Source organism: Oceanihabitans sp. IOP_32 (genome assembly GCF_009498295.1).
Taxonomy (GTDB): domain Bacteria; phylum Bacteroidota; class Bacteroidia; order Flavobacteriales; family Flavobacteriaceae; genus Wocania; species Wocania indica.
In genome coordinates this window covers 3,274,885-3,293,698 of record NZ_CP040813.1, presented here as the reverse complement: position 1 = coordinate 3,293,698, position 18,814 = coordinate 3,274,885, and the positions used below count along the sequence as shown (strand labels likewise).

At 34.1% G+C, this 18,814-nt stretch carries 15 protein-coding genes; 4 read left to right on the top strand and 11 right to left on the bottom strand.

Annotated features, from left to right (window positions below):
• Nucleotides 1–50: 50 nt before the first annotated feature.
• The gene (gene fumC, locus FEZ18_RS13795) at nt 51–1,448 is read left to right on the top strand and encodes a class II fumarate hydratase (protein WP_153268859.1); all 1,398 of its coding nucleotides are present in this window, start codon (nt 51–53) and stop codon (nt 1,446–1,448) included.
• A 308-nt stretch (nt 1,449–1,756) separates the two neighbouring features.
• Here fumC and FEZ18_RS13790 read toward each other — a convergent pair whose 3' ends face one another.
• Nucleotides 1,757–3,145 carry a M20/M25/M40 family metallo-hydrolase gene (locus tag FEZ18_RS13790; RefSeq protein WP_153268858.1) on the bottom strand — a complete coding sequence of 463 codons (1,389 nt, stop codon included), beginning with the start codon at nt 3,143–3,145 and terminating at the stop codon, nt 1,757–1,759.
• 246 nt (nt 3,146–3,391) lie between these two features.
• On the bottom strand, nt 3,392–4,270 hold the full coding sequence (locus tag FEZ18_RS13785; RefSeq protein ID WP_153268857.1) for a PPK2 family polyphosphate kinase: 879 nt from the start codon (nt 4,268–4,270) through the stop codon (nt 3,392–3,394).
• Nucleotides 4,271–4,457: 187 nt separating this feature from the next.
• Between FEZ18_RS13785 and FEZ18_RS13780 the strand changes: the two genes are divergently transcribed.
• Entirely contained in the window at nt 4,458–5,213 is a 756-nt protein-coding gene (locus FEZ18_RS13780) for a hypothetical protein (RefSeq protein ID WP_153268856.1), read from the top strand.
• A gap of 69 nt (nt 5,214–5,282) precedes the next feature.
• Here the strand turns inward: FEZ18_RS13780 and FEZ18_RS13775 are convergent, their stop codons facing one another.
• The 5 genes from FEZ18_RS13775 to FEZ18_RS13755 all read right to left on the bottom strand — a co-directional run bounded on the left by FEZ18_RS13775 (nt 5,283) and on the right by FEZ18_RS13755 (nt 10,964).
• Nucleotides 5,283–6,446 carry a sigma-54-dependent transcriptional regulator gene (locus FEZ18_RS13775; RefSeq protein WP_153268855.1) on the bottom strand — a complete coding sequence of 388 codons (1,164 nt, stop codon included), beginning with the start codon at nt 6,444–6,446 and terminating at the stop codon, nt 5,283–5,285.
• A 19-nt stretch (nt 6,447–6,465) separates the two neighbouring features.
• Nucleotides 6,466–7,401: a mechanosensitive ion channel family protein gene (locus tag FEZ18_RS13770; RefSeq protein ID WP_153268854.1), complete on the bottom strand. Its 936-nt coding sequence runs from the start codon at nt 7,399–7,401 to the stop codon at nt 6,466–6,468.
• A 4-nt stretch (nt 7,402–7,405) separates the two neighbouring features.
• On the bottom strand, nt 7,406–8,719 hold the full coding sequence (locus FEZ18_RS13765; protein ID WP_153268853.1) for an ABC transporter permease: 1,314 nt from the start codon (nt 8,717–8,719) through the stop codon (nt 7,406–7,408).
• A gap of 5 nt (nt 8,720–8,724) precedes the next feature.
• The gene (locus tag FEZ18_RS13760) at nt 8,725–9,651 is read right to left on the bottom strand and encodes an ABC transporter ATP-binding protein (protein WP_153268852.1); all 927 of its coding nucleotides are present in this window, start codon (nt 9,649–9,651) and stop codon (nt 8,725–8,727) included.
• A gap of 153 nt (nt 9,652–9,804) precedes the next feature.
• A protein-coding gene (locus FEZ18_RS13755; RefSeq protein WP_410505112.1) for an IS3 family transposase occupies nt 9,805–10,964 on the bottom strand; the annotation gives its coding sequence in 2 pieces (ribosomal slippage) (nt 9,805–10,733 and nt 10,733–10,964; 1,161 coding nt in all).
• A gap of 467 nt (nt 10,965–11,431) precedes the next feature.
• On the opposite strand from FEZ18_RS13755, the gene FEZ18_RS13750 reads away from it, so the two are divergent.
• Entirely contained in the window at nt 11,432–12,787 is a 1,356-nt protein-coding gene (locus FEZ18_RS13750; protein ID WP_153266853.1) for a transposase, read from the top strand.
• Between the two features lie 325 nt (nt 12,788–13,112).
• On the opposite strand, the gene dnaJ is transcribed toward FEZ18_RS13750, so the two are convergent.
• Together dnaJ and FEZ18_RS13740 are read right to left on the bottom strand one after the other, a co-directional pair.
• Entirely contained in the window at nt 13,113–14,228 is a 1,116-nt protein-coding gene (gene dnaJ / locus FEZ18_RS13745) for a molecular chaperone DnaJ (RefSeq protein WP_153268851.1), read from the bottom strand.
• Nucleotides 14,229–14,285: 57 nt separating this feature from the next.
• Nucleotides 14,286–14,825 (bottom strand): nucleotide exchange factor GrpE, encoded by a 540-nt coding sequence (locus FEZ18_RS13740; protein ID WP_153268850.1) that lies wholly within the window; start codon nt 14,823–14,825, stop codon nt 14,286–14,288.
• A gap of 158 nt (nt 14,826–14,983) precedes the next feature.
• On the opposite strand from FEZ18_RS13740, the gene FEZ18_RS13735 reads away from it, so the two are divergent.
• A complete protein-coding gene (locus FEZ18_RS13735; protein WP_153268849.1) occupies nt 14,984–15,643 on the top strand; it encodes a YceI family protein in 660 nt (219 codons plus the stop codon).
• Between the two features lie 264 nt (nt 15,644–15,907).
• On the opposite strand, the gene sppA is transcribed toward FEZ18_RS13735, so the two are convergent.
• Both sppA and FEZ18_RS13725 read right to left on the bottom strand, forming a co-directional pair.
• A complete protein-coding gene (gene sppA, locus FEZ18_RS13730; RefSeq protein ID WP_153268848.1) occupies nt 15,908–17,671 on the bottom strand; it encodes a signal peptide peptidase SppA in 1,764 nt (587 codons plus the stop codon).
• A gap of 53 nt (nt 17,672–17,724) precedes the next feature.
• The gene (locus tag FEZ18_RS13725) at nt 17,725–18,804 is read right to left on the bottom strand and encodes an AMP-binding protein (RefSeq protein WP_153268847.1); all 1,080 of its coding nucleotides are present in this window, start codon (nt 18,802–18,804) and stop codon (nt 17,725–17,727) included.
• Nucleotides 18,805–18,814: the final 10 nt, after the last annotated feature.

Sequence of the window (18,814 nt, the reverse complement as noted above, 5' to 3'; positions counted from 1 at the left end):
AATTATTAAAATAATTAATTTTATATCTTATCATAAAAATCATTACAGCTATGAGTTACAGAATAGAAAAAGACACTATGGGAGAAGTGAAGGTGCCATCAAATAAACTTTGGGGTGCACAAACAGAGCGTTCTCGCAATAACTTTAAAATTGGAGCTCCCGCCTCAATGCCCCTAGAGATAGTTTACGGATTTGCGTATTTAAAAAAAGCTGCGGCTTATACCAATTGTGAACTTGGTGTATTGCCCATAGAAAAACGAAATTTAATCGGACAAGTTTGTGATGAAATTTTAGAGGGTAAACACGACGATCAATTCCCTCTGGTTATATGGCAAACGGGCTCTGGAACACAGAGCAATATGAATGTTAATGAAGTTATAGCAAATAGAGCTCACCAATTAGCAGGGAAAATTATTGGTGAAGGCGAAAAAACAATTCAGCCTAACGACGATGTTAATAAATCGCAATCGTCAAACGATACCTTTCCAACGGGCATGCATATTGCAGCTTACAAAAAAATAGTTGAAAACACCATTCCCGGTGTTACACAATTAAGGGATACCCTAAATAAAAAAGCCGAAGCGTTTAAACATGTTGTAAAAATTGGTCGTACCCACTTAATGGATGCTACGCCATTAACACTCGGACAAGAAATTTCGGGTTATGTAGCACAATTAAATTACGGTATTAAAGCTTTAGAAAACACACTGCCCCATTTAAGTGAATTAGCTCTAGGTGGCACTGCTGTTGGAACTGGATTGAACACACCTAAAGGCTATAGTAAACGGGTTGCCGAATACATTTCAGATTTTACAAAACTCCCTTTTAAAACAGCCCCTAATAAATTTGAAGCCTTAGCAGCACACGATGCTATTGTAGAAACTCATGGTGCCTTAAAACAAATAGCGGTATCTTTAAATAAGATAGCTAATGATATTAGAATGATGGCTTCTGGTCCTCGTTCTGGTATTGGTGAGATTACAATTCCTGCTAATGAGCCTGGAAGCTCTATAATGCCTGGAAAAGTGAATCCGACGCAATGTGAAGCCTTGACCATGGTTTGTGCGCAAGTAATGGGTAACGACGTAGCTATTAGTGTTGGTGGCATGCAAGGCCACTACGAATTAAATGTGTTTAAACCCCTTATGGCTGCAAACCTTTTACAATCTGCCCAATTAATTGGAGATGCTTGTGTAAGTTTTGATGAAAATTGCGCTGTTGGTATAGAGCCTAACCATGAAGTTATTACCAAGTTGCTAAACAACTCTTTAATGTTGGTAACGGCTTTAAATACAAAAATAGGCTATTATAAAGCTGCCGAAATTGCCAATACGGCACATAAAAATGGAACCACATTACGAGAAGAAGCTATTAATTTAGGCTATGTTACTGCCGAAGATTACGATGCTTGGGTTAAGCCCGAAAACATGGTTGGAACATTAAACTAATCTTAATATTTTAAATGTTTATTTTTTAATTTATCAGTTTAAAAAGGAGGCTGTCTGAAAAGACAGTCTTTTTTTATTTAGGGATATTCTTGACGCACTACCCGCGAACTTATACCAAATTAACAATACGATATTTCAAAAATAAATTGAATCTAGTCCACACCGCTTTAAATAACAGTCCATCTAACTCTAAAAATTTATATACTAAATACTGTCTCAAAATAGATTTTTCAATAAAAAAACAGCCTTTATAAAAGCATCACAGATTTATAATAATAAACCGATTTGTATTCACAATTGTCTAAATATTAATTTATGCCATACTTATCAAATAGATACAGTAATGCGGTCATGGTTGCAGCACCTAATTCTAACTCCCGTTTATTTACTGTATTAAACGTATCAAGTGCGGCATGCTGATACTCAAAATAACGTTGTGAATTTGTTTTTAAACTAGCAAGCACATTATGGTCGTTTTTTAGAGGTTCTACATTTTCGGCGCTTGTGCCTCTTTCAAAATAATGGATTAAATATGGCTTAAACAGTGCTTTCCAATGTAGTATCTGATTAAAATTAGAATCGCTACAATTAAAAGTAAAGCCCTGAGGACTAAAGCCCCCAGCATCATTCTCTAAAGCAAAGATGTGGTTTTCTTTATTTTGTTTAACACCTTCGGCGTATTTCTTAGCACCGTCTAAACCATTTTCTTTATTCATAAATAACACGACTCTAATACTGCGCTTCGGTTTAATTCCCAAAGCTTTTATTAATCGTAAAACGTCCATAGATTGCACGACACCTGCACCATTATCGTGAGCGCCATCACCCAAATCCCAAGAATCTAAATGCGCTCCCACAATTAGGTATTCATCTGGATATTCACTTCCAGTTATTTCGGCAATAACATTATGAGATGTGACCTCTTTTAATTGTTTGCAGTTTTGTTTGAAATAGAATTTTATCGATTCATCTAATTTTAGCATGGCACTAAGCACCTCGGCATCATTTGTACTTATAGCAGCCGCTGGAATGCGCTTATCGATCGCTTGATTTTCATAAGTCATACTTTCTGTATGCGGAAAATCACTTAATGTTAATGTCATAGAACGCACGATTACACCAACTGCACCAAATTGAGAGGCCTCAAGAGCTCCTCTCTTGCTAATATTTAAAATGTTTTGATAAGCTTCATTTGTATCAATTAAATCGGCTTGCATCGGGGTATTAAAAAACACGATTTTGCCAGCAATATTTTCTCTTCCCAATGTTTTTAAATGCTCAAAGTTTTTCACCTCAATAACATTTGCTTTTAATCCCAAAGCTGGTGTGGCTATCGATCCGCCAAGCGCGCAAATATTTACGGTCGTTGTTTTTCCTGTATTAAAACCATTTGGACCTGTTTCGATATACGCGTGTTCTTTGGCTCCACGTACCCATTTTGGCACCTTAACAGGCTGTAACCAAACCTTATCTAATGCCAACTTTTCAAGTTCAGCTTTGGTGTAGGCCACTGCTTTTTCTGCATTTAGAGATCCAGTTAGTCGACCTCCTATCTCATTCGACAAATAATTTAGCCAATCGTAACTCTTACTGTTAGTTAAAGACTGCTTGTAGATATCTCTTAAAACGTCTTGGTCTGTTTGAGAAAAATTAATTAATGGACTTAAAGATATGGCAATAATTAAAAGGCGTTTCATATGTAATTTCTAAAGAATTGGAGTGATTGTATCCTTATGCTATTTCTAAAAAGCCACAAGCTAATTTGAAATAGAAAGTGGTGTTTATTATGGGGTATAATGATTTATGAATGAGCTATTATATGCTAACTATTTAAAAAAAAATGTTATGGCTTAATATTTTAGAATAAGAACTTAAGACTTCAAAAATAGCCAAAAATAAGCAGAACCGTAGTGCTATTTAAGTTATAATTATTCATGAAAAAATCATTCATTTTCTAATCGCTTAATATAATCTTCTAAATTCGCTTTTACTTCGTCGTCTAATTCGGGCTCTTTAATATCTGTATACTGGCTTAAAGTATCGTATATAATTTTGGCGACGATATAACGTGCCGTTGGCTTGTCATTAGCTGGAATATTATACCATGGGGCATGTGGTTTTGATGTTCTATTTATAGCATCTTCATAGCACTCTTGATAGTCGTCCCAAAGTTTTCGCTCGTCCAAATCTCCAGGAGAAAACTTCCATTGTTTTTCTTTTTTATGTAATCTTCGAAGCAGTCTATTTTTTTGTTCCTCTTTGGTAAGGTTTAAGTAAAACTTAAAGATAATGGTGCCGTTATCAGCAATATGCTTTTCAAAATTATTAATTTGCTCGAATCGCTTTTCCCAAAAAGCATCATCAACATCTTCTACACTAAGTACTGTTGGAATATTTTCGTTTAAGATGTACTCGGGATGCACACGTGTTACCAGTACATTCTCGTAATGCGTTCTATTGAAAATTGCAAATTTACCGCGCTCAGGTAAAGCGATGTAATGCCGCCATAAGTAGTCGTGACCTAGTTCTAAACTTGTGGGTGTTTTAAAACTATGGGCGACAACACCTCGAGCATTAAAATTTTTAAAAACCTCACGTATTAAACTGTCTTTTCCTGCTGTATCCATACCTTGAATACAAACTAAAACCCCGTATTTATCATGTGCATACATCGTGTTTTGTAGCGCACTAAGTTTTTTACTTAATTTTTTTAAAGCTTTCTCTATTTCTTTTTTTGAGGCTTGTAAATTAAAATCTGCTGGCAGATTGGTTAATTTAATTTTAGATGTGATTTTAAAACCGTCAACATGTATTGTTTTCAAATGATATCGTATTTATTGTTCGAACTCCTGAATATATAAAATGTAATTGAATCGTCAAAGCATATTGAAAGATTACGAAAGATATTGGATGTTGGTGGGATATTTTATTTTTTTCGACAAACCACACTCTTAAACTTCAAGTTTTTAATATATTCGCATCACATACACCTACTTAACCTCAAATCTTATGAAACAATTTTACCTTATAATAGGGTTTTTAATTACTCTAAACAGTTACGGACAGAATAACAACGATTGTTACGATGCCAATTCATACCTTGTAAACGCTTATTCTCACGTTAAAGAATCTTATGACTCTAACAATATAAGTCATTTAAAATATTATGCAAACCGATCGTTAGAAGCCTTTAAACTAGCAATAAATGCATTAGAAAATTGTGATTGTGAAGCTGCATTAGACCTAAGCAATAAAAGCATAGAATTGCTGGCTAAGGTTGATCCTGTTGAAACCTTTGAAGATGGTCGTTTTTTTATAAAACGCGCCCGAGAATTAAGTAAAAAAAGTGTGATAGAAATTGACAAGTGTGCTTATGCTAACGCGTCTTATGAAGATACTGAAACAAACAAAAAAGCTGAACTATCCGATTTACAAAAACAACAAGAAGATTTAAGAAAACAGCAAGAAGCTTTAAAGCTTAAAGCGGCCACAATAAAAAACAAATTAGCTCTACAAGAAGAAAAAGCCTTGGCTCTTAAAAAAGAACAGCTGATGATCTCTTACAAAACCGACATAGACACTCATGTTAAAACCTATAATAACACCTTAAAAATGTACGGTTGCGATGTTATACCCCTTGAAGCGATTGAAAGCACTATAAATATATCTGAAAAACGTAGTGAGGATATAAAACAATATTATTTAGATCAGCTTAAAGCCTTAACAACGGCGTATTTATCTCGACTTGATGCATGCCAACAATAATAGTGTAAAATAGTAAACCTGCTGAGTCTATACGCTTATCAGGTTTACTTCTTTTATATCGACATTATTTTATTTGCTAGCAAACATCTTCACATCGCTTTCACTTACTTCATTTCCACCAAGTATAATTAGGCGCTCAATAACATTTCGCAATTCCCTAATATTTCCAGTCCAATCGTAATCTTGAAGTAATTTTACTGCTTTATCAGTAAAACTCTTTTTAGCGATACCTTGCTCGTTGGCAATTTTGTTAGAAAAATAATCGATAAGCAATGGAATATCTTCTCTTCTGTCGTTTAAAGCAGGTACTTGTATTAAAATAACAGCCAATCTGTGATATAAGTCTTCTCTAAATCGACCCGCTTTTATTTCATTTTTTAAATCCTTATTGGTTGCAGCAATTACCCTCACGTTTACCTTAATATCTTTGTCGCTACCAACCCGTTGAATGCGACTTTCTTGAAGGGCTCGCAATACTTTAGCTTGCGCAGATAAACTCATATCTCCTACCTCGTCTAAAAAAATGGTGCCACCATTGGCCGCTTCAAATTTACCAGCGCGGTCTTTATTTGCACTTGTAAAAGCGCCTTTCACATGTCCAAACAATTCACTTTCAATAAGCTCACTAGGTATCGCCGCACAGTTTACCTCAATCATAGGCCCTTTTGAGCGCTCACTTTTTTGATGTAACCAATGTGCTACAAGTTCTTTTCCCGTTCCGTTAGGTCCTGTAATGAGTACGCGTGCATCGGTTGGTGCCACTTTTTCAATAATATCTTTAATGTGTGATATAGGCGCGCTTTCCCCAATCATTTGAAAATTTTTACCGACTTTCTTTTTAAGTAATTTATTTTCAACAACAAGTTCTTTTCTATCTAAAGCATTTCTAACAGTATTAAGTAATCTATTTAAATCTGGTGGTTTAGAAATATAATCGAAGGCTCCTAAGCGCATGGTATTTACAGCAGTGTCTAAATCGCCATGTCCAGAAATCATAACCATAGGTATTTCTGGTTTTATTTTTTTAACGGCTTCTAAAACTTCAACACCATCCATTTTTGGCATTTTTATATCGCACAAAATTAAGTCGAAATCTTCATTTTTTATTTTTTCTATACCAACTAAACCGTTCTCTGCTTCTTCTACTTGATAGCCCTCATTTTCTTCAGAAAGAATTTTAACTAAAACTCTTCTTATAGCGGCTTCATCTTCAATTATTAATATTTTTGGCATACTCTATATCTTCTCTAATTTATAATTCTTTGTTACTTTTAATAATATGTATATCGCGTTGTGGAAAAGGGATGGAAATATTGTTTTCTTTAAACAGTCTATCGATTTCAAATCGGATATCACTTTTAGGATACTGTGCTAAAAATCCATCATTAAGTGTAAACACAACTTTAAAGTTTAGCGAACTATCTCCAAAATCTGTAAAGACAACTCGGGGTTCTGGCTCGCTTAAAATCTCTGGATGTGAGCTCGCTGCTTGCAATAAAAGTTTTTTAACTAAGTGGATGTCACTTCCGTAAGCTACGCCCACATTTACAGACTCTCTCGTGGTTCTACCATTTTGTGTCCAATTGTATAAACTGTTTGCTAAATACAAATGATTTGGAATGATTAATACCTTGTTGTCTATAGTAACAGCACGTGTAGTGCGCAACTTTATTTCTTCAACACGGCCCACTCTGCCTTCAAGCTCTATAATATCGCCAACTTGTACCGATTGGTCTACAAGTATAAAAATACCGGAAATAATGTCTTGAAATAAGGTTTGTAATGCTAAACCAACACCAATTAATAGTGCTGCTGAAGCGGCAAAAAGTGCCGTAACCCTAATGCCAATAGAGTCGAAAACCACCAGTATAACAACCACGTAAATAAGCCATCTTGCAAAAGAAAAAACAGTATTAAATTTTGCCTTATCTCGCGCAGGCATTTTTTTTGTTAATAAGCTTTTTATCCATCTTAAAATGTAAGTTGTGGCTATTAACACTAAAGCTACTAATAAAATGTATTTAACCCGTAATATTATAGTTTGGGCGTCTTCACCACTACCATAAGTGAAATTGATGATTTTAAACTCTAAAAATTCTACAATTTTCTCCCATATGGTGCTTTCGGAAATAACTTCACCTATAGATTCGACTTCCTTTTCTATCTTACTTTTTTCTTGATCTTGCATTTAATTAATACTTAATCCATTTTATTAATTCTTTATAACTCGGCTTTTTTCCATACATTAAAATACCAACCCTATAAATTTTGGCGGCAAACCAAACCGTTAGCATAAAAGTACCCAGTAATAGCAACAAAGATACTAACTGCTGCCATAAAGGCACGCCAAAGGGGATTCGCATGAGCATAACTACAGGTGAGGTAAATGGAATAAAAGAAAATACGGTAGATACGGTACCGTGAGGGTCTTCAATAACCGTGAAAAAACCTATGTAAACAGCCAGCATTAAAGGCATTAAAATAGGCAACATGAATTGCTGCGTATCGGTTTCGTTGTCTACAGCTGCTCCTATAGCGGCATACAACGAACTATATAATAAATACCCACCAATAAAAAACAATAGAAATGCAACAACCAGATTGATTATTGGCAAATTCTCTAGAGCATTTTTAAAGGACTCGAAATAAAATGTTGCGCTAGAATCGTTGGCCGCCAATTCCATTAATTCCTTTTGAGAGGCCGAAGATTCAGATACGTCTACGCCCAATATTAAAGACACAATTGGCATAAGCAAGGCTAATAGAACTACCCAAATTACAAATTGGGTTATACCCGCCAAAGAGGTTCCTATTATTTTTCCCAGCATTAATTGTATGGGTTTTACAGACGATATAATGACTTCTATTATTCTACTTGTTTTCTCTTCAATTACGCTCCGCATAATCATGTTGCCATAAATTATAATAAACATAAACAACAAATAGCCAGCGGCTAAACCAAAAAACAGTTTGATTAAACTATCAATTTTTGAAGTTTTTTTCCCCTCAAAACTTTCTTGAGCTAAATTTACATTAATTTTTGAGGCTTCTATCATTTCTAAATCTACACCATTTTGTTGTAATTTTAGATTGGTTAATTTTTTTTCAATTTTAGATTCTAAGGCCGAAATTAAGGATAAGGACGGAGATTCTTCAGAATAAAACTTAATCCCTTTGGATAACTCATCAAAATCATTAAAATTCTCAATATGTAATAAACCGTAATTAGAAGATGCTTTAACCATGGTCTTAGCATCGTTTAAAGCCATGTTTTCTAAAATATGATAGGTAGTGTTTTCTGTGTTTACAAAAACATCCTTTACCATTTCAGAGTCGTCTAAAACAGAAATAACTCGAGTTTTGTTGTTGTTTAACTGCGACAAATAGGCCACAACCGAGATAAGCACGATCATAATAATCGGACTCAAAAAAGTCATGACTATAAATGACTTGTTTTTAACTTTTGTTAAATATTCGCGTTTTATTATTAGAGGTAAATGATTCATAAAAATTAATTATTCTTTACGGTTTGAATAAAGATATCGTTAACACTTGGTATTAATTCTAAAAAATGAGACACTTCGCCCTTAGATATTAAATAATTTAAAAAATCGTTTGATTTATCGCCCGGATTAAGCTGTATATTTAGTTTTAACTCGTTATCTAAAGTTTTAAAATTAGCTTTAGAGACCTTGTATTTTTCTGATAATTCTTGTTGTAAGATTTTATTATCTTCTGTTTTAATACCAATCTCGAACGTATTAGTTTTATATTGGCGTTTTATGTCTATTAATTTACCCTCTAATATTTTATTAGACTTGTGTAGTAAGGCAATGTCATCACATAACTCCTCTACAGATTCCATGCGGTGGGTTGAGAAAATTATGGTGGCACCGTTGTCTCTTAAACGTAAAATTTCATCTTTAATTAAATTGGCATTTATGGGATCGAAACCCGAAAAAGGCTCGTCGAAAATTAACAATTTAGGCTCGTGTAATACGGTAACCACGAACTGTATTTTTTGCGCCATACCTTTAGATAATTCTTGAATTTTTTTATTCCACCAATCGCCAATTTCTAAACGCTCAAACCAGTATTTTAATCGTATTCTAGCTTCAGCTTTACTCAATCCTTTTAATTGAGCCAAATAAAGCGCTTGTTCCCCTACCTTCATAGATTTGTATAACCCTCGCTCTTCTGGTAAATAACCAATATCTTTAACATGATGTTGTTTTAAAGATTCACCATCTAAGTGTACGCTACCCGTATCTGGCATGGTGATTTGATTTATGATACGTATTAGGGTTGTTTTTCCGGCGCCGTTAGGTCCTAATAGTCCGAAAATACTACCTTTTGGCACCTCTATAGAAACATTGTTTAAGGCTTTGAATTTACCAAAACTTTTAGAGACTCCATGAGCCACTAGTAGATTATCCATTTAAAAATATTTAATATTTAATATATGTACGGTAAATATATTAAATGTTAGAGCTAAGATGGCGTATTTACTAAAAAAAGAAATTAAAACTCAATCATTAATGTTCGATAAAAGATATAAGACTGGACTACCTAATAAATTTGGTACTATTTTTTAAGCTACATTTTTATTGTTTTTCATTATTAATTCTGCTTCCATTTCCATTGGAGATTTATAGTCTAAAGCGGAATGAAGTCTTTTACAATTATACCATTTAATGTACTGTTCAATAACTTTGTAAGCGTCTAAATAGTAATTGAAAACATATCTATTTGTACATTCGTATTTTATTGTTTTAAATAGGCTCTCTGCAACAGCGTTATCCCAGCAGTTCCCTTTCCTGCTCATACTTTGCGTTATTTTCTTACTAGAGTTTAAAACGCTGGTCATTTTATTCGACGCATATTGTACGCCTCTATCGGAATGAAAAATATGATTGTTAGTTATATCCCTATTCTTTCTAGCTTGTAACCAAGCTTTGTAAACGGTGTTTTCAGTATCCATATTTTCAGTCAATACCCAGGATACTATTTTTCTATCTGCTAAATCTAAAATAGTTGTAAGGTAATTCCATTGACCACCAACTTTTATGTAGGTAATGTCTGAAACCCATTTTTCGCCTAACTTTGTGCTTTTAAAGTTTCTGTTTAGCATATTGTCTGCTAGAGCAAAAGTATGATTAGAGTCGGTTGTACAAACTCTAAACTTTTTGCTTAGTACGCTCCTTAAACCCAGTGATTTCATAATTAAAGCGATATAGGACCTTGAGTAAACAATGCCCTCACGTTCCAATGATTTTTGGATACGTAAACTGCCATAAATTTGTTTGCTATCGTTAAAAATAGCTATAACCCTTGATTTTAAATGAGAAACAGAACTTTTCTGACCTTTATATTGTCCAACACGTAGCCAAGTGTAATAGCTATTTTTACTAACTCTCATGCACTTACACATCTTTTCAACAGGAAATAGACCAGTATTAAGTTTAATAAACCGGTATATTACTTGTCGCTCTTGGAAAAGATGCTTACCGCCTTTTTTAATATATCACGCTCTAACTTTACATCCTTTAATTCCTTTTCTAAGGCCTTAATTTTAAGCATTTCTGATTGGCTGTTATCTTGTGAAGTTGTTGTATTAAACTCTTTGTCCCATCTATGGATGGAAGCTTGACTAACCCCAAACTCTTTCGTGAGATCCTTTACAGATTTACCTGAATTTAACAATTCTACTAAGGTTTTTTTAAAACTTTGATCATAAACTATTCTACCCATTTTGCTAAGTTAATTTATTCACTTAAAAACGTACCAACAAAACTAGACATTCCAAGACCGCTTCGCTAAGAGGATTAAGAACAAAGATTTGTGATTCTAACTAGCTGATTAACAGAGGTTCTTTAATTAAGAAATTATCTTCGTTAAATTTTAATAATTGTTTTAAATGAGCCAGGTAGCATTTAAAAAAATATGCAAAGTTCTTTATTTTAAAAAGATTGATAGCATCAAAATATTTTTAATGGGACATTAATGAAATTCAATATGGTTTTTATCTTCAAGTAAAAAAAAATATGATAAGTTACTGGTAGCGCTAAGATTACTGCGTTGTCAATTCTTTAATTAGGCGCATTCATAAAACGTTAAAACCTTAGTAAAACCGATATTTTTTTCGTAAATTGAAGTAAATAAAAACCCCGAAAAAGGCCATTAAGAGCCAAAAACGGGGTTTTCTTTTATCTACAATCATGAAAATACAAAGAATTAGTGAATTACAGCACGAATTTTCATTTTTATCTGCTACTGAAAATTTTGATGCGTTTTATACCCGTTTTTTAAAGAGTGACCTAGGGAAGATTTACTTAGCTATTCCCTGGAAATCTTTAGTCGAAGCTTTTCAGATTAAAGAAAAAGCATTTGGTTCAAAAATGATCTTTAGCCCCAAGGGAAGAATCGCACTGATGTTTTTAAAGCATTACACATGCAGTTCTGATAGGAAGCTGATAGAACAGCTCAATAGTAATATTGATTACCAATTTTTTTGTGATATTCATTTAGGGTTTTCTAGGATTACGAATTTTAAAATAGTTAGTCAAATACGCTGTGAACTGGCAGAAAAACTCAAGATTGACGCATTAGAAAAGTCACTTTATAAACATTGGCGACCCCATATAGAAAATAAAAATCAAATCACAGTTGATGCCACCTGCTATGAGAGCGAGCTCCGTTATCCCACGCCTCAAAAGCTCCTATGGGAAGCTGTAGATTGGTTGTATAGGCAGCTAAAAAAAATCTGTAAGGTTTTAGGTTTAAAAATGATGCGCACCAAGTATATAAAATGGAAAAAGCGCTATTTTGGATTTAGTAAAATGCGCAGAAAAACCAACAAGAAAAGAAAGCCACTTACCAGGGCGTTATTACACCTATTAAATAAGCTTATAGGCTTTGAAAAAGAGCTTCGCACTTCTTATAAACTTGAATGTCGTGTAGCTTATTTTAGAAGAGTCGCTACTATCAAAAAAGTATATGCGCAGCAACAGCAATACTTTGAAACAGGCGTATCACCAAAAAACAGAATAGTAAGTATTGCGAAAAGTTACCTTAGACCAATAGTGAGAGGAAAAGAAGTAAAATCTGTTGAGTTCGGAGCCAAAGTAAACAAGCTGCAAATAGACGGTATCAGCTTTATAGAGCATTTAAATTTCAATGCTTTTAATGAAGGTACAAGATTAAAGAAAACCATTTACAAAGCACAATCGCTTACAAAAATAAAAACAAAAATAGTAGGAGCCGATGCTATTTATGCCACCAATATGAACCGCAAATTTGTTACCAAGAACAATATCAAGACGGACTTCAAGCGTAAAGGCAAGCTTCCTAAAAACTATCAGCAAGAAAAAAAACTCAAAGCATTAATTGCTAAAGAGCGAGCTACTAGGCTAGAAGGTAGTTTTGGAAATGAAAAAGAGCACTATCATCTCAAAAAAATAAAAGCCAAGACGAAAGCTACTGAAAAACTATGGATCTTCTTTGGTATACATACCGCCAATGCTCTGGAAATAGGTAGGAGAATACAAAATAATCTAAACCAGATGGCCGCATAAATTTAAGAGTTAAAACATCATGGGATAAGTATGCCTTGTCGGTAATAAAAATATAATTTTTGACCCAAAAACTTAAAAAAGAAAACCCAAGACTTAAAAATGAATTAAATCTTGGATTTTTTTTATCGATAACATTCATCATGGGTTAAATTCTGAATGTGCCTAATTAGATAGTTTATTAAAAACAAAACCCACCCTTAAAAAAAATAAGGATGGGAAAAAAAATTGCTATGAAAAAGAAAATACCACTAAAAAAATTAGTGATAGCTCAAATATAGTTTTTTTTTGTAAACAAAACTATTAGAGCCCTTTATTTTTTTAATAATTAAGAAAACATATCTTTTACTTTTTCAAAAAATGATTTATCAGAACTTTCTGGTTTTGGAGAAAAATGCTCGTCTTCTCTCATGCTTTCAAAAAATTCTCGTTGTTGCTTACTAAGTGTTTTTGGTGTCCAAACATTTACATGTACTAGTAAATCTCCTTTACCGTAACCATTAATGCTAGGGATTCCTTTTCCGCGTAAGCGTAAAATTTTACCCGACTGCACACCAGCCTCTACTTTAATGCGTACTTTACCAGTAACCGTATCTATTTCTTTTGATGTGCCTAAAACCGCATCTGGGTAACTTACATACAAATCGTAGTGTAAATTATCGCCTTCACGCTGCAAGGTATCGTGATCTTCTTCTTCTATGGCAACCAACAAATCTCCAGAAACGCCATTTCCTGGGGCATCATTACCTTTTCCAGACACTTTAAGTTGCATGCCATCTACAACACCAGCAGGAATTTTGATAGATACCGTTTCTTCGGTAATTTTCAAGCCTTGGGCATCGGCATCTGCAGGTTTCTTATCTATAATTTGTCCTGTACCACTACAAACATTACATTGGGCCGCCGTTTGCATACGCCCTAATATGGTATTTGTAATACGTGTAACTTGACCATTTCCATGACATGTAGAACAAGTTTTGTAGGTAGTACCAGAAGCCTGAACCTTACGTTTTACCTTTATTTTCTTCTCAACACCGTTAGCGATTTCTTCGAGCGTAAGTTTAACGCGAATACGCAGATTACTACCTTTTACTCGTCGTTGACCGCCACCGCCAAAGCCGCCAAAGCCACCACCAAAGCCACCGCCAAAAATGTCTCCAAATTGACTAAATATGTCGTCCATATTCATGCCACCTCCAAAGCCACCGCCGCCGCCATTCTCGAAGGCTTGATGACCAAATTGGTCGTATCTGGCTTTTTTGTCAGGATTACTTAAAATCTCATATGCCTCGGCTGCTTCTTTAAATTTTGCTTCGGCTTCTTTATCATTCGGATTTTTATCTGGATGATATTTAATAGCTTTTTTACGGTATGCCTTTTTAATTTCGGCTGCACTAGCACTTCTGCTAATTTTTAATATTTCGTAATAGTCTCTTTTAGCCATATTGTATTATAAAATCTTTTTTCTTGAAGATAAAAGACGTTTTTAAATTAATAGTATTTATTGTCCGATTACTACTTTAGGAAAACGTATTATTTTTTCACCTAATTTATAACCCTTCTCTACCACGTCGATAATTTTTCCTTTAAGGTCGTCTGATGGTGCAGCTATTTGAGTGATAGCTTCATGGACATCGGCATTAAACTCATCACCTTTGGCAATCTCGATTAATTTTAAACCTTTTTGCTCTAGTGTTTTAATGAATTTTTGATAAATTAAAAGAACGCCTTCTTTTAAGCTTTCGGCTTCTTTGTGTTCTTCTATATGCGATAAAGCGCGCTCAAAATCATCTATAATAGGAAGTAAACTTAACATCACTTCTTCGCTCGCGGTAGAGAATAAATCGATACGCTCTTTCGCCGTGCGTCGCTTATAATTCTCAAACTCTGCAAATAGACGTAAAAACTTATCTTTTTCCTGTTTTAATTCGTCTTGGAGTTTTTCTTCAACCGTTTGCTCTTCAATCTCAACCGTTTCGGTTTCCGTTTGTAAATTCTCGTCCTGTTCCTTATTTATATTTTCTTTATCTTTCTTAGACATGATTATAATAAATTTAAATGCTTAATGACAATGGTTTGCAAAAGTACTGCCATTATTGTGAAAATGCCAAAATGTCACGGTAAAAATTTAATATTATTTTCACATAAAGAAACTAATCAATTACTTATTTTCGCATCTTAACATTAAAACAAAAAAATATGAAAAAAAGTATGATTACATTATTTACAGTTACTGCATTAATGGTTAGTTTAAATAGCTGTAAAGACAAGGCAAAAGAAGCTAATACTAGCGAGGCTGAAGCTGTTGCTGTAACAGAAGCTGAATCGCAAAAATACATAGCTGATGTTGCTGCATCTACTATTGAGTGGAAAGGTTTTAAACCAACAGGATCGCACAACGGTACTATACTGATAGAAAACGGTGTGCTTAATTTAAAAGATGGAAAGTTAAATAGTGGTACATTTTTAATTAAAATGAATTCTATTAAGGTTTTAGATATCCCAGAAGAAGATGAAGGGAATGCCAAACTTGTTGGACATTTAAAAAATGCCGATTTCTTTGATGTTGAGAATCACCCTACTGCCGCTTTTGAAATTACTGGAGTAACTGAAACTGAAGGTAAAATGATGTTGTCTGGAAATTTAACTCTAAAAGAAACTAAAAACAATGTTACGTTCCCTGTAACCATTACAAACACAGACGATACCGTAACCTTAACCAGTGAAACATTTACTATAGACCGTTCTAAGTGGAATGTAAAATACGGTTCTAAATCGTTTTTTGATAATTTAGGTGATAAATTTATTAACGACGATATTGAAATTAAAATTAACGTTACAGCTAATAAGAAAGCTTAATAATTAGTTTTATTAAATATTATTTTAAGCCGTTTTTTTTACAGAAAACGGCTTTTTTTATGGGGTTAATTTTGGGTTTTATAATATGATATGCAAACTACGCCATCGATAACAGCTCGCTAAGTTTAAGGCGTTATCAAGGCATTTAACACGTTAATTTGACAGTATTAATAAAAATATAATACCTTAAAAAAGTAAAAAACGGCTCAGAGGCCGTTTTTTACTAAAATATATAAAAGCAACTTAGCTTATTGCTAATACTTCTTATTTAATCTCTGTGCTAAACGGAAATAGCAGTTGTATCCCTTCTTTTTTCGACATCGATTTTATTTTTTGCATGATCTTATAATTAGTCTCGCCTAACTCTTCTTTTAGTATGTCTTCTCTAGCTTTAGTCAAACCAAAACTTTGTAATATTTTCTCAAGGTCTTTCTCGAAAACAGGTAATTCTTTTATTTTATAATCTTCTATATCTGCCGCTTCGGCAGCATATTTTAAGGCGAGATCCATTCCGCCAAGGGCATCTACTAACCCATTATTTAAAGCATCGACACCTGTCCAAACACGACCCTCTGCAATGGCCTTAACATTGTCTTGAGTCATTCCTCGACCTTCTGCAACGCGGTGTGTGAAAAGCTCGTAAATATCGTTAATACTTCCTTTGATGAACATTTCTTGAGCATCACTCATTGGTTCAAAAACACTGTAAATAATCGAATTCTTATTGGTTGATACTTGCTCGGCATTAATCCCCCATTTATCAGCTAGCCCTTTTACATTGGGCAACATGCCAAAAACGCCAATACTACCTGTAATAGTGGTTGGTTCTGCTATAATTTTATCGGCATTACAAGCAATATAATATCCTCCAGAAGCTGCAAGGTCTCCCATAGACACAATTACAGGTTTAACTGTCTTGGTAAGTTCTATTTCACGCCAAATTAATTCGCTTGCCAATGCGCTTCCACCAGGAGAGTTAACACGAATAACAACTGCTTTTACCCGATCGTCTTCTCTAGCCTCTTTTAGCGAGCGATTTACGGCACCTTGCCCTACATATTGAGCGTCACCTTCACCGTAAATAATTTCGCCTTCAGCATAAATAACAGCAATTCTATTTGTACTGGTATTTGTTTTTAGTTTATTGGCTGTATGCAGCGCGTAATCTTTAATCGATATGGTGTTTATTTTTTTTGAATCCTCAACATTTATAGCCTGTTTTATGGCTTTTTCATATTCATCATAATAAGCAATCTTATCGATCATTTTCGTAGATTTTGCCAAGCTTGGCGTTCTAGAAAGCATATCGTCGGCAATAGCGTCTAACCTATCGGTGGTTAAATTTCTACTTTCTGCAATGTCGTTTTTTACTACGCTCCAAATGCCGTTTAAATAGCCTTCAATTTGTTCGCGGTTGTTCTCACTCATTTCATTTTCTAGAAAAGGTTCTACAGCACTTTTATATTTACCCAAACGAATCACTTCCATTTTAAGACCTGTTTGATCTTGGAAATCTTTGTAGTACAACAACTCGGTAGACAAACCATTAAACTCCATCATACCAGCAGGATTCATATAAATAGTGTCGGCAACAGAGCTTAGATAGTAGTCTTTTTGAGAATACACATCGGCATAAGCGACTATAAATTTATCAGATTTTTTAAACTCTAAAAGAGCATCTCTAATCGCTTTGGTTTGAGAAAACCCAGCTTGAATTAAGTTATTGTCTATAGAAATACCTTTTATCTTCTCGTCGGTAGCCGCATATTTTATAGCATCGATAATATTAAATAGCCCGTCTTTTCTATTTTCGTTCATAAAGCTATATTGCTTAAAAACTGTATTTCCTGCATAATCTTTTATGGGAAAGTCTAATTTTAGGTCGAGTATAGAGTTATCTCTAACCATAACTTTTTGATCGGTGGAAGAACCAGCTATTAGGCCGATTACAACAATGAGTCCGAAACAAATAAATAGGAAAACAAAAATTCCAGTAACGGTGGAAAGTACACGTTTAATAAAGTTCATATTTTAAGGTTTTATTTATTAGTAGAATAATTAATGGTAATGTTACAATTGTTTTAAGGATTTATAGTTTTTAGCGTTTCTTTGCGATTAATTTTGCCTGATTTCGTTTCAATAAAGGTAATGACATTATAAATTTTTTTAGGTTTTTCAAATTTTTCCAATTCTGAAAACACCGCCGAATCTATGTCATTTGATTTGTTTTCAAGCACTAAAATAAGCTGTTCTCCCAAAGTGCTGTGTGTTTCTGAAGCGATAAAAAAACGTCCTTGAATTTTGCCTTGGATTTTAGCCTCTATTTGTTCTGGTGCTAATTTTACACCTCCAGAATTTATAATATTATCGTAACGTCCCAACCACTCAAATGCATCTTTAGCGTGTAGTTTCACCACATCGTTGGTTATTATTTTAGTCTCCGATAGTTGCACGGCATCAATAACCAAACAATCGCGCTCGTCCTGTGAAATCGAAATATTAGGCAGTGTTTTAAAATAAGGCTCTCCTCTTTTCTGGCCTGAAAAGGGAGTACTGTTTAATTTTTTAACCGCGATATGAGTTACTGTTTCGGTCATTCCATAAGTTTCGTAAATGTTCGTCTTTAAGTTTTGAACGTCAGATTTTAAGCGCTCTGAGACTGGCGCACCACCAATAATTAAGTGTTGTATATTATTAATGTGATTTAAACTATTTTCAAGCTGTAGTGGTACCATAGCACAAAAAGCATAGTTTTTTTTATGATTAAAATGGAGAACAGATTTTGGCGCAATACAATCTAGTTTTAACCCTAAAACTAGCGCTCTAACCATCATCATTTTACCCGCAATAAATTGTGTTGGCAGACCATGTAAGGCCGTGCTCCCTGGCTTTAAATTGAAAAAATTTCCAGTTGCTATGGCAGAATTAACCATGGCTTGTTTTTTAATCTTTATAGCTTTTGGTTGTCCTGTTGATCCCGAAGTGTGCACAATAATAAAATCAGTATCATCTATCCAATCTAAAAGAAATTCACCAATATCTTGCTCGAATTTACGACCTTCTTTAATAAAGGTATAGGCCAGTTCTGCCAGGTCCTCTTGAGCATAATGCGTCCCATTAAGCCTAAACTCCGAGTGTGTTTTATTATAACTATTTATCATTTACAAATTA

What these genes read in the sequence shown, in the direction of transcription:
- fumC (WP_153268859.1), top strand. Translation starts at nt 51, where the DNA reads ATGAGTTACAGAATAGAAAAAGACACTATGGGAGAAGTGAAGGTGCCA.
- FEZ18_RS13790 (WP_153268858.1), bottom strand. Translation starts at nt 3,145, where the DNA reads ATGAAACGCCTTTTAATTATTGCCATATCTTTAAGTCCATTAATTAAT.
- FEZ18_RS13780 (WP_153268856.1), top strand. Translation starts at nt 4,458, where the DNA reads ATGAAACAATTTTACCTTATAATAGGGTTTTTAATTACTCTAAACAGT.
- FEZ18_RS13775 (WP_153268855.1), bottom strand. Translation starts at nt 6,446, where the DNA reads ATGCCAAAAATATTAATAATTGAAGATGAAGCCGCTATAAGAAGAGTT.
- FEZ18_RS13770 (WP_153268854.1), bottom strand. Translation starts at nt 7,401, where the DNA reads ATGCAAGATCAAGAAAAAAGTAAGATAGAAAAGGAAGTCGAATCTATA.
- FEZ18_RS13765 (WP_153268853.1), bottom strand. Translation starts at nt 8,719, where the DNA reads ATGAATCATTTACCTCTAATAATAAAACGCGAATATTTAACAAAAGTT.
- FEZ18_RS13760 (WP_153268852.1), bottom strand. Translation starts at nt 9,651, where the DNA reads ATGGATAATCTACTAGTGGCTCATGGAGTCTCTAAAAGTTTTGGTAAA.
- FEZ18_RS13750 (WP_153266853.1), top strand. Translation starts at nt 11,432, where the DNA reads ATGAAAATACAAAGAATTAGTGAATTACAGCACGAATTTTCATTTTTA.
- dnaJ (WP_153268851.1), bottom strand. Translation starts at nt 14,228, where the DNA reads ATGGCTAAAAGAGACTATTACGAAATATTAAAAATTAGCAGAAGTGCT.
- FEZ18_RS13740 (WP_153268850.1), bottom strand. Translation starts at nt 14,825, where the DNA reads ATGTCTAAGAAAGATAAAGAAAATATAAATAAGGAACAGGACGAGAAT.
- FEZ18_RS13735 (WP_153268849.1), top strand. Translation starts at nt 14,984, where the DNA reads ATGAAAAAAAGTATGATTACATTATTTACAGTTACTGCATTAATGGTT.
- sppA (WP_153268848.1), bottom strand. Translation starts at nt 17,671, where the DNA reads ATGAACTTTATTAAACGTGTACTTTCCACCGTTACTGGAATTTTTGTT.
- FEZ18_RS13725 (WP_153268847.1), bottom strand. Translation starts at nt 18,804, where the DNA reads ATGATAAATAGTTATAATAAAACACACTCGGAGTTTAGGCTTAATGGG.